The sequence below is a fragment of the Bosea sp. PAMC 26642 genome, assembly GCF_001562255.1.
Taxonomy (GTDB): Bacteria; Pseudomonadota; Alphaproteobacteria; order Rhizobiales; family Beijerinckiaceae; genus Allobosea.
Map to the genome: position 1 here is coordinate 2,915,223 of NZ_CP014301.1, position 25,571 is coordinate 2,940,793.

The 25,571-nt window shown below is 66.4% G+C and carries 24 protein-coding genes and 1 tRNA gene; 12 read left to right on the plus strand and 13 right to left on the minus strand.

Annotated elements, in window-relative coordinates; all coding sequences use genetic code 11:
* Positions 1 to 139 precede the first annotated feature (139 nt).
* The 3 genes from AXW83_RS14100 (at position 140) to AXW83_RS14110 (ending at position 2,220) form a co-directional block, all read left to right on the plus strand.
* Positions 140 to 937, plus strand: coding sequence for an SDR family NAD(P)-dependent oxidoreductase (locus AXW83_RS14100; RefSeq protein ID WP_066614499.1), 798 nt, complete (start codon positions 140 to 142; stop codon positions 935 to 937).
* A gap of 193 nt (positions 938 to 1,130) precedes the next feature.
* Complete coding sequence (locus AXW83_RS14105) at positions 1,131 to 1,859, plus strand: maleate cis-trans isomerase family protein (RefSeq protein ID WP_156640053.1); 729 nt, start codon at positions 1,131 to 1,133, stop codon at positions 1,857 to 1,859.
* Positions 1,860 to 1,938: 79 nt separating this feature from the next.
* Positions 1,939 to 2,220, plus strand: a complete 282-nt coding sequence (locus AXW83_RS14110) for a hypothetical protein (protein WP_066614502.1) — start codon at positions 1,939 to 1,941, stop codon at positions 2,218 to 2,220.
* Positions 2,221 to 2,330: 110 nt separating this feature from the next.
* On the opposite strand, the gene AXW83_RS14115 is transcribed toward AXW83_RS14110, so the two are convergent.
* Positions 2,331 to 2,405: transfer RNA gene (locus AXW83_RS14115), tRNA-Glu, on the minus strand.
* Positions 2,406 to 2,545: 140 nt separating this feature from the next.
* Positions 2,546 to 3,664 (minus strand): alkene reductase, encoded by a 1,119-nt coding sequence (locus AXW83_RS14120; protein WP_066614504.1) that lies wholly within the window; start codon positions 3,662 to 3,664, stop codon positions 2,546 to 2,548.
* Positions 3,665 to 3,910: 246 nt separating this feature from the next.
* On the opposite strand from AXW83_RS14120, the gene AXW83_RS14125 reads away from it, so the two are divergent.
* The 4 genes from AXW83_RS14125 (at position 3,911) to AXW83_RS14140 (ending at position 7,670) form a co-directional block, all read left to right on the plus strand.
* Positions 3,911 to 4,672, plus strand: a complete 762-nt coding sequence (locus tag AXW83_RS14125) for a ComF family protein (RefSeq protein WP_066620501.1) — start codon at positions 3,911 to 3,913, stop codon at positions 4,670 to 4,672.
* Between the two features lie 45 nt (positions 4,673 to 4,717).
* Positions 4,718 to 4,975 (plus strand): glutaredoxin 3, encoded by a 258-nt coding sequence (grxC, locus tag AXW83_RS14130; protein WP_066614506.1) that lies wholly within the window; start codon positions 4,718 to 4,720, stop codon positions 4,973 to 4,975.
* Between the two features lie 70 nt (positions 4,976 to 5,045).
* A complete protein-coding gene (locus tag AXW83_RS14135) occupies positions 5,046 to 5,537 on the plus strand; it encodes a DUF1178 family protein (RefSeq protein WP_066614511.1) in 492 nt (163 codons plus the stop codon).
* A 126-nt stretch (positions 5,538 to 5,663) separates the two neighbouring features.
* Complete coding sequence (locus tag AXW83_RS14140; RefSeq protein WP_066620503.1) at positions 5,664 to 7,670, plus strand: protein meaA; 2,007 nt, start codon at positions 5,664 to 5,666, stop codon at positions 7,668 to 7,670.
* Positions 7,671 to 7,815: 145 nt separating this feature from the next.
* Here AXW83_RS14140 and AXW83_RS14145 read toward each other — a convergent pair whose 3' ends face one another.
* Positions 7,816 to 8,433, minus strand: a complete 618-nt coding sequence (locus AXW83_RS14145; protein ID WP_066614512.1) for a DnaJ domain-containing protein — start codon at positions 8,431 to 8,433, stop codon at positions 7,816 to 7,818.
* A 152-nt stretch (positions 8,434 to 8,585) separates the two neighbouring features.
* Between AXW83_RS14145 and AXW83_RS14150 the strand changes: the two genes are divergently transcribed.
* Positions 8,586 to 8,849: a BolA family protein gene (locus AXW83_RS14150; protein ID WP_066620505.1), complete on the plus strand. Its 264-nt coding sequence runs from the start codon at positions 8,586 to 8,588 to the stop codon at positions 8,847 to 8,849.
* A gap of 13 nt (positions 8,850 to 8,862) precedes the next feature.
* Here AXW83_RS14150 and AXW83_RS14155 read toward each other — a convergent pair whose 3' ends face one another.
* From AXW83_RS14155 to AXW83_RS14170, 5 genes are all read right to left on the minus strand, one after another.
* Positions 8,863 to 9,267: a type II toxin-antitoxin system VapC family toxin gene (locus tag AXW83_RS14155; protein WP_066614514.1), complete on the minus strand. Its 405-nt coding sequence runs from the start codon at positions 9,265 to 9,267 to the stop codon at positions 8,863 to 8,865.
* Positions 9,264 to 9,497, minus strand: coding sequence for an AbrB/MazE/SpoVT family DNA-binding domain-containing protein (locus AXW83_RS26570; protein ID WP_082767128.1), 234 nt, complete (start codon positions 9,495 to 9,497; stop codon positions 9,264 to 9,266). The genes AXW83_RS14155 and AXW83_RS26570 overlap by 4 nt, the downstream gene beginning before the upstream one ends.
* A gap of 95 nt (positions 9,498 to 9,592) precedes the next feature.
* A complete protein-coding gene (locus AXW83_RS14160) occupies positions 9,593 to 10,786 on the minus strand; it encodes an MFS transporter (RefSeq protein ID WP_066614515.1) in 1,194 nt (397 codons plus the stop codon).
* Positions 10,787 to 10,796: 10 nt separating this feature from the next.
* Complete coding sequence (locus tag AXW83_RS14165) at positions 10,797 to 11,966, minus strand: acetyl-CoA acetyltransferase (protein WP_066614516.1); 1,170 nt, start codon at positions 11,964 to 11,966, stop codon at positions 10,797 to 10,799.
* Positions 11,967 to 12,087: 121 nt separating this feature from the next.
* Positions 12,088 to 12,990 carry a DMT family transporter gene (locus tag AXW83_RS14170; RefSeq protein ID WP_066614517.1) on the minus strand — a complete coding sequence of 301 codons (903 nt, stop codon included), beginning with the start codon at positions 12,988 to 12,990 and terminating at the stop codon, positions 12,088 to 12,090.
* A gap of 201 nt (positions 12,991 to 13,191) precedes the next feature.
* Between AXW83_RS14170 and AXW83_RS14175 the strand changes: the two genes are divergently transcribed.
* The 3 genes from AXW83_RS14175 to AXW83_RS14185 are packed head-to-tail and all read left to right on the plus strand — an operon-like array spanning position 13,192 to position 16,792.
* The gene (locus AXW83_RS14175; RefSeq protein ID WP_082767130.1) at positions 13,192 to 14,766 is read left to right on the plus strand and encodes a D-alanyl-D-alanine carboxypeptidase family protein; all 1,575 of its coding nucleotides are present in this window, start codon (positions 13,192 to 13,194) and stop codon (positions 14,764 to 14,766) included.
* Between the two features lie 10 nt (positions 14,767 to 14,776).
* The gene (locus AXW83_RS14180; RefSeq protein WP_066614519.1) at positions 14,777 to 15,679 is read left to right on the plus strand and encodes an EamA family transporter; all 903 of its coding nucleotides are present in this window, start codon (positions 14,777 to 14,779) and stop codon (positions 15,677 to 15,679) included.
* Positions 15,680 to 15,697: 18 nt separating this feature from the next.
* Positions 15,698 to 16,792, plus strand: a complete 1,095-nt coding sequence (locus AXW83_RS14185; RefSeq protein ID WP_066614520.1) for a CobW family GTP-binding protein — start codon at positions 15,698 to 15,700, stop codon at positions 16,790 to 16,792.
* 169 nt (positions 16,793 to 16,961) lie between these two features.
* Here AXW83_RS14185 and AXW83_RS14190 read toward each other — a convergent pair whose 3' ends face one another.
* The 5 genes from AXW83_RS14190 to AXW83_RS14210 all read right to left on the minus strand — a co-directional run bounded on the left by AXW83_RS14190 (position 16,962) and on the right by AXW83_RS14210 (position 22,325).
* Complete coding sequence (locus AXW83_RS14190) at positions 16,962 to 18,578, minus strand: AMP-binding protein (protein WP_066620507.1); 1,617 nt, start codon at positions 18,576 to 18,578, stop codon at positions 16,962 to 16,964.
* A gap of 150 nt (positions 18,579 to 18,728) precedes the next feature.
* Positions 18,729 to 19,499, minus strand: a complete 771-nt coding sequence (locus AXW83_RS14195; RefSeq protein ID WP_066614522.1) for an ABC transporter permease — start codon at positions 19,497 to 19,499, stop codon at positions 18,729 to 18,731.
* A 163-nt stretch (positions 19,500 to 19,662) separates the two neighbouring features.
* Complete coding sequence (locus tag AXW83_RS14200; protein WP_066614524.1) at positions 19,663 to 20,451, minus strand: ABC transporter ATP-binding protein; 789 nt, start codon at positions 20,449 to 20,451, stop codon at positions 19,663 to 19,665.
* Between the two features lie 160 nt (positions 20,452 to 20,611).
* A complete protein-coding gene (locus tag AXW83_RS14205; protein WP_066620509.1) occupies positions 20,612 to 21,676 on the minus strand; it encodes an ABC transporter substrate-binding protein in 1,065 nt (354 codons plus the stop codon).
* Between the two features lie 175 nt (positions 21,677 to 21,851).
* Positions 21,852 to 22,325, minus strand: coding sequence for an Lrp/AsnC ligand binding domain-containing protein (locus AXW83_RS14210; protein WP_066614526.1), 474 nt, complete (start codon positions 22,323 to 22,325; stop codon positions 21,852 to 21,854).
* Between the two features lie 116 nt (positions 22,326 to 22,441).
* Here AXW83_RS14210 and putA point away from each other — a divergent pair, with 116 nt between their 5' ends.
* On the plus strand, positions 22,442 to 25,540 hold the full coding sequence (gene putA / locus AXW83_RS14215) for a bifunctional proline dehydrogenase/L-glutamate gamma-semialdehyde dehydrogenase PutA (RefSeq protein ID WP_066614532.1): 3,099 nt from the start codon (positions 22,442 to 22,444) through the stop codon (positions 25,538 to 25,540).
* Positions 25,541 to 25,571: the final 31 nt, after the last annotated feature.

Here is a 25,571-nt window from a genome sequence, read left to right on the forward strand (position 1 = left end):
CGCGCCGTCATTCCGGGCGCAGCGAAGCGAAGACCCGAAATCCATCGTAGGGCACGGCGCTTGACGATGGATTCCGGATCGGCGCGGCTTCGCCGCTTGTCCGGAATGACACTGGAAATTGGACGGAGCAAAAACCACCATGGCCGACCGCCTGAAGGGCAAGATCGCCATCGTCTTCGGTGCCGGTTCCTCCGGCGCCGGCTGGGGCAACGGCAAGGCCGCCGCCGTCGCTTTCGCCCGCGAGGGCGCCCGCATCGCCTGCATCGACATCAGCCAGGCGGCCGCCGATGAGACCGCCGGGATCATCGAGGGCGAGGGAGGCATCGCCATCGCGCTGGCCGCCGACGTCACGCAGCAGGCCTCGATCGACGCCGTCGTCTCTGCGACGATGACGCGCTTCGGCCGGATCAACATCCTGCACAACAATGTCGGCGTCACCCATATGGGCGGGCCGGTCGAGCTCTCCGAGGAGCAGTTCAAGGCGGCGATCGACCTCAATCTCGGCCCGGTCTACCGCTGCTCGAAAGCGGTGATCCCGCATATGCTGGCCGGCGGCGGCGGCGCCATCGTCAACATCTCGTCGATCGCCGCGATCCGCTGGGTCGGCTACCCCTATTTCGCCTATTACGCGACGAAAGCCGCCGTGAACCAGGCGACGGTCGCGCTCGCCATGCAATATGCAAGGCAGGGCATCAGGGCGAACTGCATCATGCCGGGCCTGATCGACACCCCGATGATCTACAAACAGATTTCGGGGCAATACGCCTCGACTGAGGAGATGGTCGCGGCCCGCGATGCCCTCGTGCCCATGGGCAAGATGGGCACGGCCTGGGACATCGCCCACGCAGCGGTCTTCCTGGCCTCCGACGAGGCGAAGTTCATCACCGGGGTCTGCCTGCCGGTCGATGGCGGGCAGACCTGTTCGGTCGGGGTCTAACACTCCGACCAGCCGCTCCGGCCCTGCCTACCGCCGGCAAACCTCAGCCTCGGCGTCCTGCCGACAGCGGCAATATCCGCTTCCACCGTGCCGACGACCGGCACCTCGAAGAGTTCTCGCGCCGCTGCCATAGGCCTCGCGAATCCCGGCGAACTGATCTTGAATGGCGCGCACCGACCTGGAGCCTGCCGACATGACAGCCGAAATCGCCATTGCAACGATCGTCCCGTCGGGCAACCGGACGGTCGAGCGGGTGACGCAGGCGATCTGCGCCGACCTTGCCGGCGTCGTTCCGCTGTTCACACGCATCCCGGTCTTCGGCGACACCAGCCCCGACAAGGCGGCGGCGGGCCCCTATGACTGGCCGGTCATGCTGCAGGCCGCGCAACTGCTGAGCCATGCCCAGCCCGGCGCGATCTGCTGGAACGGCTCCAAGGGCGGCGATCATGGCTTCGACATTGACGATCGCCTTTGCGCCGACATCGCCACTGAGACCGGCATTCCCGCCGTGACCGCCGCGCTGGCGACGCTGGACCTGCTGCGCCGGCTCTCCGTCACTCGGATCGCGCTGGTGACGCCCTATACCCAGGACGGACAGGCCAGGAGCATCGCGAGCTTCGCCGCAAAGGGCTTTGAACTCGCCGGCGAGCGCCATGCCGGCTTGAGCGACAACTTCTCCTATGGCGCGGTGGCCCCCGACGAGATCGCCGGAATGGCGCGCGCCGCCGCGAGCGACGGCGCTCCCCAGGCGGTCGTCATCTTCTGCACGAACTTCAACGGCGCCCCGGCCATCGCGCAGATCGAGGCCGAAACCGGCCTCCCCGTCATCGATTCGACCGCAGCCGGCGTCTGGGCAGCTCTGAAGGCGGCGGGCATCGACGCCGGCGCGGTCAGGGGATGGGGTCGTATGTTTGACCTCTGACGTCATCGACAAGGCCAGCCTTACCGGCCAATGATGGCGGGAAGCCGCTTTATGCCGGCAGCAGCCGGAACGCGATCCCATGGCATACACGAACGAACTCGAGCCGCTTCTCGACCGGGAACAGACGCTTCGACAGGCGATCGCGCTCAGGATCGCGGAGGAGTCGGGCGAGGAAGCCGCCGCCCCGGCGGAAATCCATATCAAAGCTGCGCAGGAGGCGATCGAAGCCTGGATCGAAGAATCCGAATGGGACCAGGACACGCGGGCTTTCCGACCTCAGACGCCCCTGCAGACCCTGCTCGCTGAGCATCACGCCATCTGCGAAAGAATCCTCGACCTCCGCGACCGGCGGCTCTCGTGACCGCGCGAGCGCAGGTGAACCCGGATTATCAAGAGCATCGGATGGGAGATTGAAGCGGCGACAGTGCCTCCGGCAACAACTGCGGGCCGGATCACGGTACAGCCCAGTTGTGGCGCTCCATAGCGGAATCGAACCGCTCTTTCCGGCGTGAGAGGCCAGCGTCCTAACCGATAGACGAATGGAGCATAACTCGCAGCGCAGGTAGTCCGCGCTGGTCGAGGGCGTTTCTTTAGTCGCAGCCGCTCGGCTCCGCAACCGCTTTTTCGCACCGGCCGGCAAGAGGCGGGGATGATCGCGATCCCCGCCCCTGCGAGACGCTGCGCGATCAGGCCGCCGTCGCTCCCGAGCCGGTGAGCGCAGGATAATCAGTGTAGCCCTTGGCGTCGCCGCCATAGAAGGTCTCGACGACAGGCGTGTTCAACGGCGCGTTTTGCTCCAGCCGCTCGACGAGATCGGGATTGGCGATGAACAGGCGTCCGAAAGCGACGGCGTCGGCGGCGCCGGATTCCACGGCCTCGATCGCAAGCTCGCGCGTAAAGCCGTTATTAGCAATATAGACGCCTTTGAAGGCCTTGCGCAGCGGCGCATAGTCGAAGGTCAGATAGTCGCGCGCCTCGCGTGTCGCGCCCTCGACGACATGGATGAAGGCGATGCCCGTCTCGTTGAGCCGCTCGACGAGATGCAGGAACAGCGCCTGCGGATTGCTGTCGCGCGCATCGTTGGCCGGGCTCACGGGCGAGATGCGGATGCCGACGCGGCCCTTGCCGAACACCTTGGCCACCGCTTCGACGACCTCAATGGCGAAGCGCACGCGGTTCTCGACCGAGCCGCCATAGGCATCGGTGCGCGTGTTGGAATCGTCGCGCAGGAACTGGTCGATCAGGTAGCCATGGGCGCCGTGCAGTTCGACGCCGTCGAACCCGGCCTGCTTGGCGATCTCTGCCGCCTCGACGAATTCGGCAATGATGGCGGGAATCTCCTCGCTCGCCAGTTCGCGCGGGGTGGAGACCTCGGCAAAGCCGCTTTCGATATAGGTCTTGGTCTTGGCCTGGAGCGCCGACGGCGCGACCGGGGCCTCGTTGTCCGGCTGCAGCGAGACATGGCTGACGCGCCCGACATGCCAGAGCTGAGCGACGATCTTGCCGCCCTGCGCATGAACGGCCTCGGTGATTGCCTTCCAGCCGGCGAGCTGGGCCTCACTGTACATGCCTGGTGTCCAGACATAGCCCTGGCCTTGCTGCGAGACCTGCGTGCCTTCGGTGATGATCAGGCCCGCGCCCGCGCGCTGGCGATAATACTCGACATTCAGCGCATTGGGGGCATCATCCCCCTTCGTCGCACGGTTGCGCGTCAGGGGCGCCATCACGACGCGGTTCTTGAGTTCGATGTCGCCGATGCGAAGCGGCGTGAATAAAGCGGGGGTCTTGTCGCCGGATGGGCTCATGGATCGATCCTTCGGATGACGGCTGGCGTCGGTCGGCGAGGCGTGGGCCGGACAATCGGATATGTGGTCGGACTCATGACGAGTGATGCCTCGCATCGCCCTCAGATAGGAGCCCGCGGCGAAGATGACAGGGTCGCAAACGGCGGCTTGCATCAGAATGGTTGGATGATCCAAACGGAAGAACAGGCGAAGATAATCCGTCTCGGCGAAATGCCATCGAAGAGGTCATTCTTTCCAGACACCGCGATGCGCTCCCGCCTGCTTGGCCATGGCAGGCGAATGCTGCGGGACGGCTTCCAGGCAGCGATCGGGGTCATCTATCCACCGAGCTGCGTCGCCTGCCATGCCGCGACCGGCGAGGCGCAGGCGCTCTGCGCTGCCTGCTGGTCCGGCATCGGCTTCATCGAGCGCCCTTACTGCGAACGGCTGGGCACGCCCTTCGCGGTCGATCTCGGCGCCGGGCTTGTCTCGCCGGCCGCGATCGCCGATCCTCCGGTCTTCGCCCGGGCAAGAGTGGTCTGCCGCTTCGACGGCACGGCGCGCGACCTCGTCCACCGGTTGAAATACGGCGACCGCCTCGAACTGGCGCTGACGCTCGGGCGCATGATGACCCGGGCAGGGCGCGAACTGCTGGCCGAGGCCGACCTGATCGTGCCCGTGCCGCTTCACCGCACCCGCCTGTGGAGCCGTCGCTTCAACCAGTCGGCGGCGCTGGCCAACATCGTGGCGCGCGAGAGCGGCGTCAGGCTCGCGCCGGCCGCCTTGTCGCGCGTCAAGCGCACACGCCAGCAGGTCGGCCTGACGCGGGCCCAGCGCGCCGACAACCTGCAGGGCGCCTTCAGGGTCCCACCACCCAACCGGCCTCTGATCGAGGGTCGCCGCATCCTGCTCGTCGACGACGTGCTGACGACGGGCGCGACCGCCAACGCCGCCGCCCGCGCCCTGCTGCGGGCAGGCGCAAGCGCTGTCGACGTGCTGATCTTCGCGAGGGTCGTGACGGATGGATGACAGCACCCTATATTGAGGTGCGCTGCAACAATCGCGGAACCCGCCATGCCTCCGGTGACGATCTACACGACCTCCTGGTGTCCCTACTGCAAGGAAGCAAAGTCGCTGCTCGACAGCAAGGGCGCCGCCTATGACGAGATTGACGTCGACGGCGAGCCGGAGCTGCGCCGGGCCATGACCGCAAAGGCCGGCGGGCGCACCTCGGTGCCGCAGATCTTCATCGGCGACAAGCATGTCGGCGGCTGCGACGACATCCATGCGCTCGACAGGCGCGGCGAACTCGACAAGCTTCTGGCGGCATGAGGCGCTTGCACCTGCCCGGTACATACATATCTGCCGGGACTGCGGCGGCCAGTCGCCCGATTGGACCGCGATGATCCGCTACGCCCTGGTCTGCGACCACACCCATGATTTCGAAAGCTGGTTTTCCACCTCGGCGGGCTTCGACGAGCAGGCGAAGCGCGGCCTCGTCGCCTGCCCGGTCTGCGGCAGCGCCAAGGTCGAGCGCGCCATCATGGCGCCCAACGTCGCCCGCACCGACCGCGGCAGACAGGCCATCGCCGCGCCTGCCGAGGAAAGCCCGACCGTGACGGAGGCCCCGGCCACCCCGGCGCCGGCTCCCCTCGCCCTGATCAGCGAGAAGGACGTCGCCATGCGCGCCATGCTCGCGGCGCTGCACCAGCATGTCGCCACGAACGCGGAAAACGTCGGCAAGCGTTTCGCCGACGAGGCCCTGAAGATCCATCATGGCGAGAGCGACAGCCGCGCCATCTATGGCGAGGCCACGCCCGAGGATGCCCGGATGCTGCATGAGGAGGGCGTCGAGTTCATGCCGCTCCCGCGCCTGCCGGAAGGCCGCAACTGAAGCTGTTGCGCAAGTCTCCATAGCCTAACGTCGCAAGCGACATTCGCCCGGCTCTGGCGTTATTGACCCCGCAGTGCAACATTGAGATTGCATATGTTCGAGGGTGAAACGGCAGGGGGAGCGGCCATGAACGCCATCGGCCCAATCGGCGACAAATCCGCGTCACGAGACAAGCCCACACCGCGCGACAAGCCCTGGATCTTCCGCACCTATGCCGGCCATTCCGACGCCTCGGAGTCCAACAGGCTCTATCGCAACAACCTCGCCAAGGGTCAGACCGGGCTCTCCGTCGCCTTCGACCTGCCGACGCAGACCGGCTACGACCCCGACCATGTGCTGGCGCGCGGCGAGGTCGGCAAGGTCGGCGTGCCCGTAAGCCATCTCGGCGACATGCGGGCGCTCTTCGCCGATATCCCGCTTGCCCAGATGAACACCTCGATGACGATCAACGCGACGGCGGCTTGGCTGCTCTCGCTCTACATCGCGGTCGCCGACGAGCAGGGCGCGCCGCGCCACCTTCTGCAGGGCACGACCCAGAACGACCTCGTCAAGGAATACCTCTCGCGTGGGACCTATGTCTTCCCGCCGCGCCCCTCGATGGCGCTGACCACCGACATCGTCGTGTTCACGGCCCGCGAATTGCCGAAATGGAACCCGACCAACGTCTGCTCCTACCATCTGCAGGAGGCCGGAGCCTCGCCGGTGCAGGAACTCTCCTTCGCGCTTGCGACCGCGATCGCGCTGCTCGACTCGATCCGGGCCCGGCCCGAGGTCTCGGCCGAGGAATTCCCCGAGGTCGTCGGGCGCATCTCCTTCTTCGTCAATGCGGGCATGCGCTTCGTCACCGAGCTCTGCAAGATGCGCGCGTTCGTCGAACTCTGGGACGAGATCACGCTTGGCCGCTACGGCGTCGCCGACGATGCGATGCGCCGCTTTCGCTATGGCGTGCAGGTCAATTCGCTCGGCCTCACCGAACCGCAGCCCGAGAACAACGTCTATCGCATTCTGATCGAGATGCTGGCGGTGACGCTCTCCAAGAAGGCCCGCGCTCGCGCCGTACAGCTTCCCGCCTGGAACGAGGCGCTCGGCCTGCCGCGGCCCTTCGACCAGCAATGGTCGCTGCGGATGCAGCAGGTGCTGGCCTACGAGACCGACCTGCTCGAATTCGGCGACATCTTCGACGGCTCCACCGTGATCGACGCCAAGGTCGCCGAGCTCAAGGCGGCCGCGTTGGAAGAACTGGCGAAGATAGACGACATGGGCGGCGCGCTCGCCGCCATCGAGACCGGCTACATGAAGCAGGCGCTCGTCGAGAACGGCGCCCGCCGCATCGAGGCGATCGAGCGCGGCGAGCAGATCGTCATCGGCGTCAACAAGTTCACCAATAGCGAGCCCTCCCCGCTCTCGGCCGGCGAAGGCAATGTCGTCACCGTGCCGGATTCAGTCGAGTTGGAGGCGATCGGCCGGCTCAAGGCCTGGCGCTCGACCCGAGACGCCAAGGCCTCGGAAGCCGCGCTCGCCGAACTCGCCTCTGCGGCGAAGGAAGCGCGAAACGTCATGCCGGCCTCGATCGCCTGCGCCAAGGCCGGCGTCACCACCGGCGAATGGGCCCAGACCCTGCGCGAGATTTTCGGCGAGTACCGGGCTCCGACCGGCGTCGATACCGGCAAGCTCGGCGACAATTCCGACCTCGCCACGGTCAAGGCCGCCGTCGCCCGCGCGACCGAAAAGCTCGGCCGTCCCCCACGCTTCCTCGTCGGCAAGCCTGGCCTCGACGGCCATTCCAACGGCGCCGAGCAGATCGCAGTCCGCGCCCGCGATGCCGGCATGGCGGTGAGCTATGGCGGCATCCGCCAGACGCCCGAGGAGATCGTCACCCAGGCGCAGGAGACGAAAGCCGACATCATCGGGCTCTCGATCCTGTCGGGCTCGCATCTGCCGCTGGTACGCGATGTCACGGCTCGGCTGCGGGTCGCGGGCATGACCACCCCGGTCGTGGTCGGCGGCATCATCCCGCCCGACGACGAGAACGCGCTACGCAACATGGGGGTAGCTGCGGTTTATACGCCGAAGAATTTCGAGCTCGACGGCATCATCGCCGATGTCGCGGGGCTGGCGGCGAAAGAGCGGTAACCCGCTTGTCATTCCGGGACTTCGCGCAGCGAAGGACCCGGAACCCACCACCGGGCGAGCGCGATCGACTGGGCGTGGATGGCATCACCCGGTCGTGGGTTCCGGGTTCGGCTCTTCGAGCCGCCCCGGAACGACAAGCGCGATCCTAAGCCATCCCGACTGACTTCAACTGCGCATACGCCTTCAGAATCTCCTGAAGCGTGCCTTCGCGCGAGCGGTCGCCGCCATTGGCGTCCGGATGAAAGCGCTTCACCAGTTCCTTGTAGCGCGCCTTGATCGCCACCGAATCGGCCGTGTCGTCGAGGCCCAACGTGTCGAGCGCCTTGCGTGCCACCACGCCGACGCGCGGCTCGGGATTGGCGGCGGCCTGTGTCCGGCGTGCACCGAATATGTTGAAGGCGTCCTGGACGTCCGGCTCTTCCTTGCCGCCAGCGACGCGGCCGCGCTGCGACATGCGCGCTGCCTTCGAGTTCACGCCGAGCTTCCAGGTCGGGCGATGGCCGATCGCATCATCCTTGGCATAAGCCTGCAGCGCCGCGTCATCCATCCCGGCGAAATAGTTGTAGGTCGCGTTGTAGGCCTTCACATGATCCATGCAGAACCGGAAGAACTCGCCCTCCCGGCCCCGCCCCTTGGGCGCGCGGAATTCGCCCGGCCGCTTGCAGCCGGGATGGTCGCAGGCCGTGGCAGGAATGTCCTCGACCGCTTCCGCCTCGGAAGGGCCGATCCTGATGCGGTCGAACAGGCGCGAGTTGAAGTTCATGATCGAACGGTTATGAGACTCGAAGGGGAAACCGGCAAGTGCGGCGCAACATGCAAAGATCGCATGTCCCGCCCGCCGACGCCGGTCGAACGATCGTCGGACGACGCTCGTCAGGCCAACATCATCAGGACAATGTCGCGATCATGACCGGAATGGCTGAACGGATCATCAAGAAGCTGGAAGCCGCCCTGTCGCCGAAGCGCCTGAATGTCATAGACGAATCCCACCAGCATCAGGGCCATGGCGGCTGGCGCGAAGGCGGCGAAACCCATTTCAGGGTCGATATCGTGTCCGAGGCCTTTGCCGGCAAGAGCCGCCTGGAGCGCCACCGCCTCGTCAATGCCGCCCTGGCTCAGGAACTCGCCGACGGCGTGCACGCGCTCGCGATTCTGGCGCGGGGACCGGGGGAGGCTTGAACGGCGTCCGATCTCAGGGGGTAATCAGTACGATCGAAGGAAAATAGGTCCGGTAGCGCTTTGCGTCGCGCGTCAGCAGCGGCAGCCCCAGCTCGACGGCCTGCGCGCCGATAAAAAAGTCGGGGAGGACACCGGTGCGCAGTCCTCCAGCCGCGCGATAGCGGGCGAACGCTTTGCCTGCCATGAACAGAGCCGGCTTCGATATCGAACCGATCGCGACTTTGAAATCAGCCAGCATCGCATCGAGCGTTTCGACATCGTCGAACCCGACCGAAAGCTCTGCATATACGACATCGACGATAGCCAATCGGCCGGTCTTCATTGCCATGCGCAGTCGGCCCGTCGACCAACCACCCCAATCCGGATCGTTGGTAATCAGGTCCAGGAAGACGTTTGAATCGACGAGCGTCGTCGTCACGGCTCGCCGCGCGACATCGCCATAATGTCGTCAGTGCTCGGTCCCGGCGCGGCGCTGCCGCGCCATTTGTCGATCGGATCGACGGCCGCCGCGCCCGTGACCTTTGTCAGCACGACCTGACCATCGGCTTCCATTCGGAAATCCACTGCGTTGCCCGGCTGGATGCCGAGCAGGTCCCGCACTGTTTTAGGAATTGTAACCTGACCCTTGCTTGTAACAGTGGTTGCCATGTCACCTCCAGTATTACTTGATCAAAAAGGTAATACTTATGCGGCTTTTGCGCAAGCCTGGCTATCCGCGATCGGCAGAAACAGCGGCTCCGTGCTCAGCCCTCCGCTCGCTCGGGCGCCCACGCATAAACCGCGGCCGAGACAAGCAGCAGGGCCGCGAAAAGCCAATGCAGACTGGCGAAGGTCGCCGCCGCGTCGAGGCCGGCGCCACGCTGCGCCGCGATGAACCAGCCCGAACCGGACTGCACGAGCGCAGCGCCCGCGATGAACAGGAAATTCACCGCCGTCATGCCGCGTCCAAGCAGATGCGGCGGGAAGAACAGGCGCGCATGTGCCATCAGGATGGCATAGGTGAAGCCGATCGCGCCGATCGCCGAAAGCACGACGATCGCCAACACCGCCGAAGCCGAACCCGCCAGCGCCAGCAGCGCGAAGGCGAAACCCGTCGCAACCGTGCCCCACAGGACAAGCGGTTTGATCCGCCCCGCGACCTTTTCCAGTCCGCCATAAAAGAAGGCACCGGCAACCATGGCCAGCGCCATCGCGGTCGCGGCATTGCCGGCGCTGACGGCGTTGAAGCCGTGCACGCTGCTCATGAACGGCGCGATCCAGAGGCCCCGCACCGTCGCCAGAACGGCGTAGCCCGTCAGCGTGATCGGCGCGAGCAGCCAGAGCGGCTTAAGGCGCACGATGCTGGCTAGTCCCTCGATCAGCCCCTCGGTCTTGCCCGATGCCTGCTCGGCACGCGGCGGGTCGCGCAGCAACAGCGCCGCCAACAGCGTCGCCGCCGCAAAGCAGGTGGCCATCGTCAGCATCGAGGTCCGCCAACCGAAACGCGCTGCCGCGATCGCCAGCGGCGCCGCGCCGACGAGGTTTCCAAGCGAGCCGAGCCCGATGAAGACCGAGGTGAGGAAGGCAAAGCGCGCCGGCGCCGTGGTCCGCGCAAACAGGAACAGCGCCGACATGAAGATCGGCGCGCAGCCGATACCGATCAGCGCCATCGCCAGGGTGCCGGCCGCAGCACTCGTCGCGCTGGCAAACAGGAAAGCGCCGAAGGAGCCGATCGCCATCGCCGCCGCAACCGTCCGCCGCGGCCCGAGCCGGTCGAGCGCCCAGCCGATCGGGAACTGCGAAACCGCGAAGGCGATGAACCAGGCCGCGCCCAGAAACCCGAACTCGCGCGGGCCGATCGCGAGATCGCTCATCACCGGATCGGCGATGACGCTCAGAAACGACCGGTAGAAAATCGAGAGAAAATAGGCCGGCAGCAGCGCGAAGAAGACGGTCACGTCGCGCGCATCACTTGATCCGCTCGAGCACGGAAACATAGTTCGCCACCGCGGCCCCGCCCATGTTGAAGACTCCGCCCAACCTGGCGTCGCGCACCTGCATCCCCTCGGGCGCCTCACCCGTCAGTTGCATGGCGCTGAGCACATGCATCGAGACGCCGGTCGCGCCGATCGGATGCCCCTTGGCCTTGAGTCCCCCCGAGACGTTGACCGGCAGCTTGCCGTCCTTCTGGGTCCAGCCTTCCTTGATGGCGCGCGCACCGTCGCCTTCCCTGGTCAGGCCCATCGCCTCGTATTCGATCAGTTCGGCGATGGTGAAGCAGTCATGCGTCTCGACGAAGGACAGGTCCCCGAGTGCGATACCTGCCTCGCCCAGCGCCTGCTTCCAGGCCAGCGCGCAGCCATCGAACTTCAGGATGTCGCGCTTCGACATCGGCAGGAAATCCTGGACATGGGCGGCGCCGCGGAAACCGACGGCGCGGCGCAATCCCATCGCGGTCTCGGTATCAGCGAGCACGATCGCGGCCGCTCCGTCCGAGACCAGCGAACAATCGGTGCGCTTCAGCGGGCCGGCGACATAGGGGTTCTTTTCGCTCTCGTTGCGGCAGAACTCGAAGCCCAAATCCTTGCGCATCTGCGCATAGGGATTCTCGACACCGTTCTTGTGGTTCTTGGCCGCGATCATCGCGAGCGCGTCCGACTGGTCGCCATGGCGCTGAAAATAGGAGGCGGCGATGTTGCCGAAGACGCCGGCAAAGCCGCCTATCGTCTCGCCGTCCTCGGCGAGATACGAGGCCTTGAGCAGGAATTTGCCGATATCGGCCGACGGCGTCTTCGTCATCTGCTCGACGCCGACGACGAGCACGATCTTGGCATCGCCAGCCCGGATCGCGCGTGCGCCCTGATGAACGGCGGCGGAGCCTGTGGCGCAGGCATTCTCGACGCGGGTGGTCGGCTTGAAGCGTAGCGCCGGATCGGCCTGTAGCACGAGCGAGGCTGTGAAATCCTGGGCCGAGAAGCCGGCGTTGTAGTGGCCAAGCACGATCTCGTCGACTTGGTCGGCGGTGATGCCGGCATCGACAAGCGCCTCGGTGGCGACCCGCACGATCAGGCTCTCGATGGTCTCGGCATCCTGCTTGCCGAACGGCGTATGGGCCCAACCGACGATCGCAGCGCTCATGGCTTTCTCTCCCTAAAACCCGAACTTTTCAGTCTAATTGCGCTTCGCAAGCTCGCCCTGCAAGCCGGCACCTGCGCATTTCCGGAGTGCACGGAAAGAGGGACCATGATGCGGACCACTCTCAGATCGCCAGCAGGAGCAAAGCGCCAACCCCACCCACGATCATCGCCATGCCGAGAATCTCTCGGCGGCTCGTCCCCTCGGCAAAGATCCGCCGTGAGGCGATCTGCGCGAGCGGTACCTCGATCAGCGCCAGCGTGCGGACATTCGCTGCGCTGGTCAGCGAAAAACCGATGAACCAGCATTGCGAGGCCGCTGCCCCGAGGAAACCGGCCGACAGCGACCGCCGCCAGTTGCGCAGGCTCAGGATCAGCGCCGGCCGGTTGGCGACCAGCATGTAGAGCGTCAGCACGACCGTCTGCAACGTCAGGCCGAGCGCCAGGATCGTCGTGGCACGGATAAAGAAACCGCCCTCCGGCAGCGCCTGGATCGCACCGCGAAAGCCGATCGCCGAGAACGCGAAGAAGGCGCCGGCCCCGATGCCCAGCAGGGCCGGCCGCAGGCCCGCGGCCGTCAGCTTCTCGCCCGGCTTCCAGGAGACAACGACGACGCCCGCCGTCGCGACCGCGATGGCGGCGAATTTGGGCAGGCTGAGCGCATCACCCAGCAGCAGTGCGCCGAAGATCGCGACCTGCACCGGCTCGGTCTTGGTGTAGGCCGTCGTCACCGAAAACGAGCGCTCGCGCATCGCAGCCAGCATCAGGGCCGTCGCAGCGATCTGCGTCAGCGCGCCCCAGAGCGTGAAGGCCAGCGCGCCCTGGCCGATCTGGGGCGGCGCCCGGTTGCTCGCCAGGCACACCAGCACCAGGAACAGCAGCGCGAAGGGCAGGCCGAACAGGAAGCGAACCTGCGTCGCGCCGACGACGCCGATCACCTCCGTCAGCGAGCGCTGCGTGAGGTTCCGCGCCGTCTGCAGCAGTGAGGCCGCGATCGTCGCGGGTATCCAGAGAAGGGCAAGGCTCACGCGGGTTTCGGTCCGGACGGGGCGCAGGAATGGTGGTCAAGGCTTTTGGACCTGCCGTCCCGGCTAGGCAAATCGCTGCGTCGGGGGTAGGTATGCGTCAATGGCTGGACCGATCGTCCCGGCCGTCTCGAAATTGCCGCACGCGTCGCGTTGAACCCGTCTCGTTCGACGCCTCACCCAGACAGGTTCAAGACCAGCCCGATGATCCGATTTCGTCTAGCCGCCGCCGTTGTCTTCGGTCTCGCCGCGACTGCCCCGGCAATGGCCGGCGCCAGCCTGGTGGTCGACGCCGCGAGCGGACAGGTTCTTTCCAGCGAAAACGCGGTCCAGGCTTGGCACCCTGCCTCCACAACCAAGATGATGACGGCCTATCTCGCCCTCAAAGCCGTGCGCGAGGGCCGTCTCGGACTCGAGACCCCGATCCCGGCCTCAAAGCGCGCCGCCAGCCAGCCGCGCGTCAAGGTCTACATCAAGGCCGGGCAGGAGATCACGCTCGATAACGCGCTGCGCATCATGATGGTGAAGTCGGCCAACGACATCGCCTATGTCATCGCCGAAGGTGTCGGCGGCGACGTCGAGACTTTCGTCGGCATGATGAATGCGGAAGCGGCTCGTCTGGGGATGCGCGACAGCCATTTCGTCAATCCCAATGGCTGGCACCATCCCGACCAGCAGGTCAGCGCGCGCGATCTTGCCGTGCTCGCCATGGCGCTGATGCGCGAATTTCCCGATTATGCCGACTACTGGAACACCGCTTCGGTCCAGCTCGGCAAGCAGGTTCTGCACAACACCAACGGGCTCGTTGGCCGCTATTCCGGCATCAACGGCTTCAAGACTGGCTTCGTCTGCGCCTCGGGCTTCAATGTCGTCGCCACGGCCACACGCGGCGGCCGGACCCTGATCGCGGTCGTGCTCGGCGCACTCTCTGGCGCGGAGCGCACGGTCAAGGCGGCACAACTGCTCGATGACGGCTTCGGCAAATGGGGCGGGTTCGGCACGAGCGTCGCCAGCCTGCCCGCCGGCACGGGCGGTCGTGCCTACAGCGTGTGCGACGATGTCCGGCGCAAGGGCGGCGGTGCGGCACTCGCGGACGATGTCGATACCTCCGGACCGATCGCCCATCAGGCGGCCGGCGATATCGGCGGCAACTCCAACGACGGAGGGATGCGCTCGGCTGCAGCCATTGCGACCCCGGTGGCCAGTCCCGTTCTGACCCGCTCTCCGTCGGGCCGGATCATACTCGGCCCCCGCGCCGAAACCATGCCGGTTCCGGTCGCCTTCGGGCGTACGCCCGGCTCGGCGTCCGCGCCGCTGGCCGCCAATGTGACCGGCAAGCCCGATACCCAGATCGCACGCGGCGGCGCCACACCTGTGATCGCACCGGGTGCGCCGGTGGTCGGCGGCCTGTTCGGCGGCACGGCACCCGGTCTGTTCAGCGACGCGCGGCGCACCAGCTCGGGCAATGGCGCCATCCCGGGTGCGACCACGGCCTTCGCGCCCACGGGCGCAGGCGAGGCGCAGGACGCTGGATCCGAATCGCCGCTTCGCCTTCAGGGCGCGATGCAGTCCGGCGCCACGACGACCAGCCTGCGTCCGGGCGCAGCGGCCGGCATCAAGCCCTCGGCCCGTCTGCCCGCCAAACCGTTGCTCGCGAAGCCGTCCTCGCAGAAGGTCGAGCCCGTGAAAGCCAAGCCGTCGCAGGCAGCCGTGAAGCCGCACGCCGCCAAACCGGCTGTAAAGACCAAAGTAAAATCCAAGCCCAGCGACGACGCCTGAGCGCAGCCGCTTGAACCCGGAGCAGGCCAGCACGACGCGGCGGCATGGCATCGCCCTGGCCCTATGCTCGGCGGCCGCCTTCGGCACCAACATCGTCAGCGCGCAACTGGCGGGCGCCGTCGGGATCAGCGGCCCTCTGCTCGTCTTCTATCGTGTCTTCATCATGCTCGCATTGGTCGCGGGCGCTGCCTTGCTCTGGCGTGCCACGCTGTCGGCGCCGCGTGGAGAGCGCGGGGCGCTGCTCCTTTTCGGCATCACCAGCGCGCTCGTCGGCTCGGCCTATCTTTCGTCGGTCGCCTTCCTGCCCGTAACCGTCGCGGCGGTGGTCTTCTACACCTTCCCTGTCCTGATCGTACTCGCCGAGCCTTTGCTGACACCGGTCCGCTTCCGCCTGGATCGCTTCTTGATCGCAATCGCGGCCTTCATCGGCGTGGCGATGGTGGTCGGGCCGGATTGGAACGGACTCGATCCACGCGGACTGGCGCTGGCCATGGCCGCCAGCCTCCTCGCCGCAACCCAGTTCTTCGCGGGCTCCGCCAGTTCCGGCGTGCCGCTGCTGCCGAAACTGTTCTGGTCGCATCTGATCATCCTGCCGGTCACGACCGTGGTGCTGCTGCTGACGGGGGGCTTCCTGCCACCGTCCGTCTTGGCCTTGGCTCCGGGACCGGTGGCCGTAACGCTCGGCGGCTATCTGATCGGCTTCGTTCTGCAGGTCATGGCTCTGGCCCGGGTCGCTCCCGGCCCGGCGGGCTTAGCCTTCTGCGCCGAGCCCGTCTTCGCCGTCTTGCTGGCGACGATCGTGCTCGGCGAACGCGTCGGCGCGCCTCAATATGCCGGCGGCGCCCTTGTGGTCGCGGCGATCATGGCCAATGTAATACTGGAACAAAAGCGACGCCCGCTGGCGGCGGCGTGACCTTCGAGAAGCGCGACGATGACCGCCCCCCTATCACGACCGCAGCCCATTCCGCTTACTCTGATGACCGGTTTTTTGGGCGCCGGCAAGACGACGCTGCTCAACCGCCTGCTCAAGGATCCCGCGCTCGCCGGGACCATGGTGATCGTCAACGAATTCGGCGAGATCGGGCTCGACCACCTGATGATCGAGGGCATCGAGGAGAACATGATCCTGCTCGCCTCGGGCTGCCTGTGCTGCACCATCCGCGACGATCTGATCGTCACGCTCGAGGACCTGCTGCGCCGCCAAGACAATGGCCGGATCGTCCCGTTCGAACGCGTCGTGATCGAGACCACGGGGCTCGCCGATCCCGCGCCGATCCTCAACGTCCTGATCAACCACCCCTATCTCGCCATGCGCTTCCGGCTCGACGGCGTGGTGACCCTTGTCGATGCCATCAACGGCATGGCGACGCTCGACGCCCATGACGAGGCGCGAAAGCAGGTGATCGCGGCCGATCGCATCGTCATGACCAAGACCGATCTCGCTTCCGACGCCAAGGCCGTCGCGGAACTGCGCGAGCGGCTGGAGACGCTGAACCCCGGCATCGTCCTGCTATCACCCGATGCACCGGCGCAGGCGCTCGTCGGAGCCGGCCTCTACGACCTTGCTTCACGACCCGCCGCCCTGAGCCAATGGCTGGCGCATGAGGCCCTGGGCAGCGTCGATGGCCACGATCACCATCACGGCCATAGCCACCATCACGATGTGAACCGGCACGACGACAGCATCCGCGCTTTCACTTTGACCGCCGACGCCCCCATCGCCCAAGCAACCTTCGACCTGTTCTGGACGCTGTTGCGCTCGACCCATGGTCCGAAACTGCTGCGGCTGAAGGGGCTCGTGGCGCTGGTCGAGCATCCCGGCCAGCCGCTGCTGGTCCATGCCGTGCAGCAGATCATGCACCCACCGCTCCTCCTTGACGCCTGGCCCGACGACGACGAGCGCTCGCGGCTCGTCCTGATCGTCAAGGACATCGACGCGGCCGTGGTCCAGCGGCTCTGGGCGGCGTTTCTCGGGCAGACGCATCGCCCTGCCGCCAATGATACTGGGCTCGCCGAGAGGGTTTGACGATGCAACCGTCATTCCGGGGCTTCGCGCAGCGAAGAGCCCGGAACCCATAAACACGACGGCCACAAGACGACGCGAGCGCCCCTCGCGCTTCATCGGCACTATCCGAGTTTATGGGTTCCGGGCTCGCCTCTCCGGGGCCGCCCCGGAATGACGCCTTGTGCTGCCCTCACCCCTCGGCGCGCAGCAGGCGTCTTATGATCTTCCCCGTCGTGGTCAACGGCAACTCGTCGCGGAAGGCGATCTCGCGCGGATATTCATGGGCCGAGAGCCGTGCCCGCACGAAACCCTGCAGCTGCTCTACCAGCGCCGGCGAGCCCTCAAGACCCGCCTTAAGCACGACGAAGGCCTTGACGATCTCGGCGCGCAAGGGATCGGGCTTGCCCACAACGGCGGCGAGCGAGACGGCAGGATGCTTCAGCAGGCAGTCCTCGATCTCGCCGGGCCCGATCCGATAGCCCGACGAGGTGATGACGTCGTCGTCGCGGCCGATGAAGCGGACATATCCGTCGCGATCCCGCACGCCCTGGTCGCCGGTGGTCATCCAGTCCCCGACGAACTTTTCCGCAGTCGCCTCGGGACGGTTCCAATAACCGAGGAACATTACGGGGTCGGGGCGGCGCACCGCGATCTGCCCCTCCTCGTCTGGCGCACAGACCGAACCATCCGGTCGGATGATCGCCACCTCATGCCCCGGCACCGCCTTGCCTATGAAGCCGGGCCGGCTGACGCCGATCGCCGCGCAGGAGGCCAGCACGAGATTGCATTCGGTCTGGCCATAGGCCTCGTTGATGGTCAGCCCCAGCGCCTCATGGCCCCAATGCAGCGTCTCCGCGCCGAGCGCTTCGCCCGCGGCCGCGACCGTGCGCAGCTTCAGGTCGAAGCGCTCGCGCGGCCGCTCGACGCTGCGCAGCATCCTGAGCGCGGTTGGGGGCACGAAGGCGTTGCGGATGCTCATCTGGGCCATTAACCGGAACGCCTCCTCCGGCTCGAAGCGCGTCACCGGGCGCGCCACAACCGCGATCCCGAAATGCAGGGCGGGCAGCAGCATGTTGAGCAGCCCGCCGGCCCAGGCCCAGTCCGCCGGCGTCCAGGCGAGATCCCCGGGCTGCGGCATGAACTCGTGCGGCATCTGCACGCCCGGCAGATGGCCCGGCAGCACGCGGTGGCCATGCAGCGCCCCTTTGGGATTGCCGGTCGTGCCGGAGGTGTAGATCATCAGCGCCGGATCGTCGGGGCTGGTATCGACGGCCGAGAAGTCGGGGCTTGCCGCCGACAGGAGACTGTCCCAGCCGAGCGCCGACCCTTGCGCGCCGTCGGTCGAGACCGTCAGCGCCAACTCAGGCAGCGGTTCTGTGATCTGCCCGACCTTGGCTAGCCCGACCGCATCCGTGATCAGCACCCTCGCCCCGGCATCGCCCAGGCGATAGGCCAGCGCATCGACGCCGAACAGGGCCGCCAGCGGCACGGCGATGGCGCCGAGCTTGTAGGCCGCCAGATGTGCGGTCAGCACCGCCCTGCCCTGCGGCAGCAGGATCGCGATCCGGTCGCCCCGCGCGATGCCGTGCGCCCGCAGCGCATTGGCGAGCCGGTTCGACTGCGCGCGCAAATGGCCGAAGCTGACCGGGGTCGCCTGCCAGTCCTGCGACACCTCGATTATCGCGGTGCGCCCAGGGTCGATGGCAGCCCAGCGGTCGCAGATATCGACGGCGATGTTGTAGCGCTCGGGGATGGCCCAGTGGAATTGGGCACGCAGCGCGTCGTAGTCGCGGAATTCGGGAAGGATCAAGCTGTCGGGTCCGGCGGAAAAGGCGCGGCACGATAAGCAGGACGCTCTATTCTGTCACCTCGTCGTCATTACGAGCGCAGCGAAGCAATCCAGCGGTCTCGCTCTACGACTCTGGATTGCTTCGCTGCGCTCGCAATGACGAAAGCCTCACACATTCCCCATCTGCGAACGCTTGGCCCAGCCGGTCATCCGGTTTTCGACGAGGTCGACGATCGCCACGAGAAACACCCCGAGCACGGCCAGCACGATCAGGGCGGCGAAGATCAGCGGCACGTTGAAATCGGCCGAGGCCCGCGTGATCAGGTTGCCAAGGCCGAGATTGGAGGCGTTCTGCTCGCCGATCACCGAGCCGACATAGGCCAGCGTGATCGAGACCTTCAGCGCCCCGAACAGATAGGGCAGCGAGCGCGGGATCCCGACCTTGGTCATGATGTCGAAGCGGCTGGCACCAAGCGCCTTGAGCACATCCTCGGTCTCGGGCTCGATCGTGGCCAGGCCCGTCGCGACATTGACCACGATCGGGAAGAACGAGATCACGAAGGCGGTCAGCACCGGCGGCAGCCAGCCGACGCCGAACCAGATCACCAGGATCGGTACCACGGCGACCTTGGGGATCGAGTTGAACCCGACCAGCAGCGGGTTGAGGCCAGCATAGATCAGCTTCGATGAGCCGACCAGCAGGCCGAGCCCCAGCCCGAACACGATCGACAGGCCAAAGCCAAGCGAGGTCATCCAGAGCGTATGGAAGGCATTGGTGTAGAGCGGCTTCTGGTACTGCACCAGCGCGCCCCACACCGCCGAGGGCGGCGGCAGTACAAAGCTCGAGATCGACAGCGCCCTGCAGGCGATCTCCCAGATCGCGAAGAAGGCGATGGTGAAGAGATAGGGCGCGAGCTTCAGCCAGGTCGAGCGGGTCATGGGCGCTCGATCCTGCGCTCAATGACATGCCTGCCGTCGTTCCGGGCGACCGAAGGGAGACCCGGAATCCATTCTTGAACCTCATTGATCGGCGTTCCGGAATGGATCCCGGGTCTGCGCTTCGCTCCGCCGGGGATGACGGCATGGGTCAATGTCAAACCGCTCACGCCGCCGCCCTCGCCTCGCGGATATGGCCGCGCAGTTCCTGCACGATGCCGGCAAATTCCGGCGTATAGGTGATGTCGAGATCGCGCGGACGGGCAAAGCCGATCTCGCGCTCCGCGATGATCCGGCCGGGCCGCGCCGACATGCAGAAGACCCGGTCGGCCAGGAACACCGCCTCGCGCAGGTCGTGAGTGACCAGGATCACGGTGACGCCGCGCTGCGCATGCAAGTCGCGGATGACGCACCAGAGTTCCTCCCGGGTAAAGGCATCGAGCGCTCCGAAGGGCTCGTCCAGCATCAGCAGCTTCGGCTCATGGATCAGCGAGCGGCAGAGCGAGGCCCGCTGCTGCATCCCGCCCGAGAGCTGCCACGGAAACTTCGCCCCCATGCCCTTCAGCCCGACCGTCTCCAGCAGCATTTCGGCGCGTGCGACATACTCCGCCTTGTGGCGGCGCAGGCGAGAGCGATGCGGCTGCACGATCTCCAGCGGCAGCAGCAGGTTCTGCAGCGTCGTCCGCCAGGGCAGCATCACCGGGTTCTGGAAGGCCATGCCGGTGATCTTGATCGGCTCGACGACCTCGCGCCCGGCGACGACGACCGTGCCGGATTTCGGCCGCTGCAGCCCGGTGGCGAGCTTCATCATCGTCGACTTGCCACAGCCAGACGGCCCGACGATCGCCGCGAACTCGCCCTCCCTGATCTTCAGCGACAGCCCCTCGACCGCCGGCGGCCCGTTCCCGCCGCCATAGACATGGGTGACCTCGTGAAGTTCGACGAAGGCGGTCAAGAAAGCCCTTTCTCATAGGAAACGCCGTCATTCCGGGCGCAGCACAGCGGAGACCCGGAATCCATCGTAGGGCGCGATGGTGCTCTATGCTGGATTCCGGAACTGCGCCGCTGCGCGGCTTGTCCGGAATGACGGCTTATCAAGACGGCAGACGTCGCGCTCAGAACACCCGTTCCGCAGAGGCAGGCAGAAAGGTATCGACAAAGGCGTCGCCCGCCTTGTCCTTGTCCTTGAAGGTGAAGGTCAGCGCGATTTGTTCAAGCGCGCGCTCCCAGCGCGCCTTGTCGATGCCGCCGAACCCGTTCGCCTTGACGTAAGGAGTCATCACGTTCTGGTCTAGCGTCATCTTCAGCCGTTCGAGCTCGACCTCGACCTTGGCGACGTCGTTGCGCTTGATCACCAGTTCCGCGCCGAGGCCGGGATTGGCGACCGTATCCTTGACGCCCTTGGTAATGGCCCGCAGCAGGCCGCGTACCGCTTCGGGTTTCTCGGCCATGAACTTCGGCGAGACCATCACGACGTTCCCGTAAAGCTCGACGCCGTAATCGGCCATCAGCATCAGCACGATATCGTCGACCGGTACGCCGCGCGATTTCAGGTTGATGTAGGAGGACGGCGCGAAGCCGAAGACGGCGTCGACTTCGCCCGAGGCCAGCATCGGCTCGCGCACCGGGAAACCGACATTTTCCAGCTTCATCCTGCTGTCGTCGAGCTTGTTGACCGTCTTGAAGATAGGCCATTGCGCGAAGGCCGCATCCGCCGCCGGTGCGCCGAACTTCTTGCCTTCGAGCGTCTTAACATCCGCTGTGATGCCGCGGCTCTTGCGCGCGACGATGGAGAAAGGCGGCTTGTCGTAGACCATCATCACGGCCTTGAGATCGACGCTTGGGTTCTCGTCGCGGAAGCGGATCAGCGAGTTCACGTCGCCGAAGCCGACATCGTAGGTGCCCGACGCCACGCGCGGGATCGCCTCGCGCGAGCCGTTGCCGGTGTCGATGGTGACGTCGAGTCCCTCGGCTTTGAAATAGCCCTTCTCGAACGCCATCAGGAACAGCGCGGCCGGCCCCTCGAAACGCCAGTCGAGCGTGAAGCGCACCGGCGTCTGGGCCTGCGCATTCTGCAAGCCGGCGAAGGACGCGGCGGCCGTCAGCGCCGATGCCGTAGCCAGACGAACGACGTCCCGCCTCGAAAACGATGTGGCGACGGCTTGCAGAACCTTGAACATCACGAACTCCGGACGGGCGGCAAGGCCGCGATTTGTCGAGACCGGACGAGCAAGCATCATGCCGAACGGTAGGAATTCCAGACTGGAGGAACATCCCGGCAGGTCAAGCGCAAAGCGTTGCGGCCAATGGCCATATGCCTGAAAAATCGGCATGGGATCATGATCGTCGCCGCTCTCAGACCGGCAGCGCCCCGTCCGTCTTGACCTCCTCCATCACCGCATAGGTCCGCGTCTCGCGCACCGCCGGTAGCGCCAGCAGGACCTCGCCGAGGAAGCGGCGATAAGCGTTCATGTCGGCGACCCGCGTCTTGACGAGGTAGTCGAACCCGCCGGCGACCATGTGGCATTCCAGCACCTCGGGCGCGCGTTTCACGGCGGCAGCGAAGCGCTCGAAGGCGTCGGGCGTGGTCTTGTCGAGATAGACCTCGACGAAGACGAGCAGGTTCAGCCCGAGCTTCAGCGGATCGAGCGTCGCGCGATAGCCGGTGATGTAGCCTTCGCGCGTCAGGCGCTTCAGCCGCTCGCCCACGGCCGTCGGCGACAGCCCGACCTTCTCGGCCATCTCGACGCCGGCAATGCGGCCGTCGGACTGCAGAAGGGCGAGGATACGGCGGTCGGTTCGGTCGAGCACGGGATAATTCTTTGCCATAAATCGATAATGCAGCGATCTATGAGGCATATTGCCGGAAATAGCCAATTGATATGCGGCCCGATCGGCCTGATGCTTCAGATCATCCCGTCGCTGTTCGATCCGGAGCCAACTCCATGGCCGTCCCCGCCACAACGCCCGCCTTCCGTCCCACCTATGCCGAAGACGATGGCGTGATTGCCGGCAGGCTCTTGGCCGGCGCGCGGCGCGAGCCGGCGGCCAAGGCGCGGATCGACGCACGCGCGACCGGGCTGATCGAGGCGATCCGCACCCGCAAGGTGGGCTTGGGCGGCATCGAGGAACTGCTGCGCGAGTATTCGCTCTCCACCAAGGAGGGGCTCGCGCTGATGGTTCTCGCCGAAGCGCTGCTGCGCGTGCCCGACGCCGCGACCGCCGATCGGCTGATCGAGGACAAGCTCGGCCAGGGCGATTTCGCCCATCACGAATCGAAGTCCGACGCCTTCCTGGTTTCGGCCTCGGCCTGGGCGCTCGGCATCACCGCCCGCGTCATCCAGCCGGGCGAAACGCCAACCGGCATCATCGGCAGCATGGCCAAGCGCTTGGGCGTGCCGACCGTGCGCACCGCGACCCGGCAGGCCATGCGCGTCATGGGCAACCATTTCGTTCTCGGCCAGACCATCGAGGAGGCTCTAAAACGCGCCGGCTCGAAAAGCGGCAAGCTCTTCCGCTACTCCTTCGACATGCTCGGCGAGGGTGCGCGCACGCAAGGAGACGCCGACCGCTACCTCGCCTCCTATACGGCCGCGATCGACGCCATCGGCCGCTCGGCCGGCAACGAGCCGCTGCCGAACCGGCCGGGTATCTCGGTCAAGCTCTCGGCGCTGCATCCGCGCTACGACGCCACCAACCGCGAGCGCGTCCTTGCCGAACTCGTGCCGAAGGTGGTCGCGCTCGCCCGGCAGGCGAAGCAATACGACCTGAACTTCACCATCGATGCCGAGGAGGCCGACCGGCTCGAGCTCTCGCTCGACGTCATCGCCGCCGTGATGGCCGATGGCACGCTCGCCGGCTGGGACGGTTTCGGGCTGGCGATCCAGGCCTATCAGAAGCGCGCCTCGGCCGTGATCGACCACATCGCGGCACTCGCCGAGCAGTATGACCGGCGCCTGATGGTGCGCCTCGTCAAGGGCGCCTATTGGGACACCGAGCTGAAACGCGCCCAGGAGCGCGGCCTTGCCGATTATCCGGTCTTCACGCGCAAGGCGATGACCGATTTGAATTACGAGGCCTGCGCCGCGCAACTCCTGGCGCTGCGTCCGCGCATCATCCCTCAGTTCGCCACCCATAACGCACTCACCGTCGCCACCGTCGCAGAGATGGCGGGCGATGCCGAGAACTACGAATTTCAGCGCCTGCACGGCATGGGCGAGGCGCTCTACGAGAAGCTGCTCGGCGACAAGGCAGGCTTCGCCTGCCGGACCTATGCCCCGGTCGGCGGGCATCAGGACCTGCTCGCCTATCTGGTACGCCGCCTGCTCGAGAACGGCGCCAACTCCTCCTTCGTCAGCGTCTCGGGCGACCCTGACGTGCCCGTCGCGGAACTGCTGGTTCCGCCGGCCGATATCATCGGCAATACCGGCGCAGCCCGTCACCGCCGCATCCCGCTGCCGGCCGATCTCTTCGGCCCATCGCGGAAGAACTCGGCCGGCGTCGAACTCGGCCATGCCGGGAGTCTGGACGCCCTCCTCGCCGAGGTTGCCGCCGCAGCGGAAAAGTCCTTCCCGCCTGCCGGCGCCATTATCGACGGCAAGCCGGCAGGCGGGCAGCCGCAGCCTGTCCTCTCGCCGATCGACGGCAAGACGATCGGCACGGTCGCTCCCGCCGACGCCGCGCTCGCAGACCATGCCATGAAAGCCGCCAAGGCCGGCTTCCCGGCCTGGAACGCGACGCCGGCCCGGACCCGTGCCGCCGCCTTGCGCAAGGCGGCGGACCTGATGGAGGAGCGCCGCGGCCTGCTGCTCGCCTTGCTTCAGGCCGAGGCGGGCAAGACGCTCGACGATGCGATTTCGGAAGTCCGCGAGGCGGTCGATTTCTGCCGCTACTACGCCGCCGAGGCGGAAGCCAAATTCGCGGCGGCGATCGCTCTGCCCGGCCCGACAGGCGAGGACAACCGCCTGATCCTGCGCGGGCGCGGGGCCTTCCTGTGCATCGCCCCATGGAACTTCCCACTGGCGATCTTCGCCGGCCAAATCGCCGCCGCCCTGGTCGCCGGCAACAGCGTCGTCGCCAAGCCCGCGCCGCAGACGCCGCTGATTGCGGCGGTGGCCGTCCGCCTGCTGCACGAGGCCGGCGTGCCGGTCTCGGCCCTGCATCTGACGCCGGGAGACGGCGCACTCGGCGCAGCGCTCGTCGCCCATCCCGCCGTGGCCGGCGTCGCCTTCACCGGCTCGACCGCGACGGCGCGCGCCATCAACCGCGCACTCGCCGCCAAGGACGGTCCGATCGTTCCTCTGATCGCCGAGACCGGCGGCCTCAACGCCATGATCGTCGATGCGACCGCGCTCGCAGAGCAGGTCGCAGACGATGTCGTGATGTCGGCCTTCCGCTCGGCCGGGCAGCGCTGCTCGGCGCTGCGCCTGCTCGTCGTGCAGGAGGACGTCGCCGACAAGATGGTCGAGATGATCACCGGCGCCGCCCGCGAACTCACGCTCGGCGACCCACGCGCCATTGAGACCCATGTCGGCCCGGTCATCGACGCGGCGGCAAAGACCCGGCTCGACAGCCATGTCGCGGCGATGGCCAGGCTCGGCCGCGTCGCATGGGCCGGAGAGATTCCTGCGCTCGGCGGCACCTATGTCGCCCCCCACGTCATCTCGCTGAAATCCGTCGGGGAGCTGAGCCAGGAACATTTCGGCCCGATCCTGCATGTCGTCCGCTGGAAATCCGGGCAGCTCGACAAGGTCATCGAGGCGATCGAGGCAACCGGCTACGGACTGACGCTCGGCGTCCATTCGCGCATCGAGACGACCGTCGAGGAGGTCGTGAAGCGGCTCTCGACCGGCAACATCTACGTCAACCGCAACATCATCGGCGCGGTCGTGGGCGTCCAGCCCTTCGGCGGCCACGGCCTCTCCGGCACGGGCCCCAAGGCCGGCGGGCCGAACTACCTGATGCGGTTTGCGACAGAGCAGACGGTCACGGTGAACACGGCGGCCGCGGGAGGCAATGCCAGCCTGATCGCGATGGGGGAGTGAGTATCGTCATTGCGAACGCAGCGAAGCAATC